The organism is Okeania hirsuta (assembly GCF_003838195.1).
GTDB classification, from domain to species: domain Bacteria; phylum Cyanobacteriota; class Cyanobacteriia; order Cyanobacteriales; family Microcoleaceae; genus Okeania; species Okeania hirsuta.
Genome location: NZ_RCBY01000646.1, coordinates 1 through 837 on the forward strand (window position 1 = coordinate 1; position 837 = coordinate 837).

The following is an 837-nucleotide window of genomic DNA, read 5'->3' on the forward strand; positions in this document are numbered from 1 at the left end:
ATCAAATTTACTTTTTCCCGACGCTCAATATCAGTTCTTGTCCAAATAACAACAGAGGTTTCCGTGTGGTTTATTTGCCTGGTGTATAGTTTCTTAGTTTCGGAGTCTAAGATTTTTTCCTTCTTAGGATTGAAAGTTACTCGCGCTCATCCTCAATCTATCAGGAAAGATTTGTTTAGAGCAATTTTGTCAGCTACAACCCCTGTTGTTATTTGGACAAGAACTGATATTGAGCGTCGGGAAAAAGTAAATTTGATTGATGAGATATTAACTTTTTAACCATTGTGTTATTTATGTGAATCAATTAGACAAATTCGAGAAAAAGCTGATGCTCAAACCGAGGAGCATTTAGGTTTTCATTTAGCTATTCTTTGGGAAAATCCCTATCGTTTAACTCCTGATATAATGGTTGAATTAATTACACCTGGGCAATAAAACAGTTATCATTTGAGGAGTCAGGAGGACCGAGTCAGGAGGGAAGAAAGAAGCAAGAAGAAAGAAGAAGAGGAGGAAAAGGAGAAAGTTTTTTTGATCACGCTCTTATCCGGGGTGCATCTCATAGCAAGCAAAAATACTTTTTTCCTATATATTCCCTATTCCCTATTCCCTGTTACCTGTTGCCTTTCGGAGCTATTGCCTAAGAGCGATAAATTTTTGGCTTTATTCTTGCATTGAGATGCACCCCTTATCCGGACATGATATTACTGGAAATTTTCCCGAGGTAACAACAAAGCAGATGCAGTTATTATAGTTCGGGTTTTCTCTAGAAAATTGGGCGTTGCTGAAATGTAATGGTAAGTAGCTGAAGGTAAAATTGAAAAACTTATGTTTTGCGTT

Annotated in this window: 2 protein-coding genes; both read left to right on the forward strand. The window is 37.0% G+C overall.

What is annotated here, in order from left to right; translation table 11 throughout:
• The coding region (locus D5R40_RS37215) for a hypothetical protein (protein ID WP_205127879.1) at window positions 1-279 on the forward strand (279 nt) is incomplete at its 5' end.
• Between the two features lie 3 nt (window positions 280-282).
• Window positions 283-435 carry a hypothetical protein gene (locus tag D5R40_RS37220; RefSeq protein WP_192901087.1) on the forward strand — a complete coding sequence of 51 codons (153 nt, stop codon included), beginning with the start codon at window positions 283-285 and terminating at the stop codon, window positions 433-435.
• Window positions 436-837: the final 402 nt, after the last annotated feature.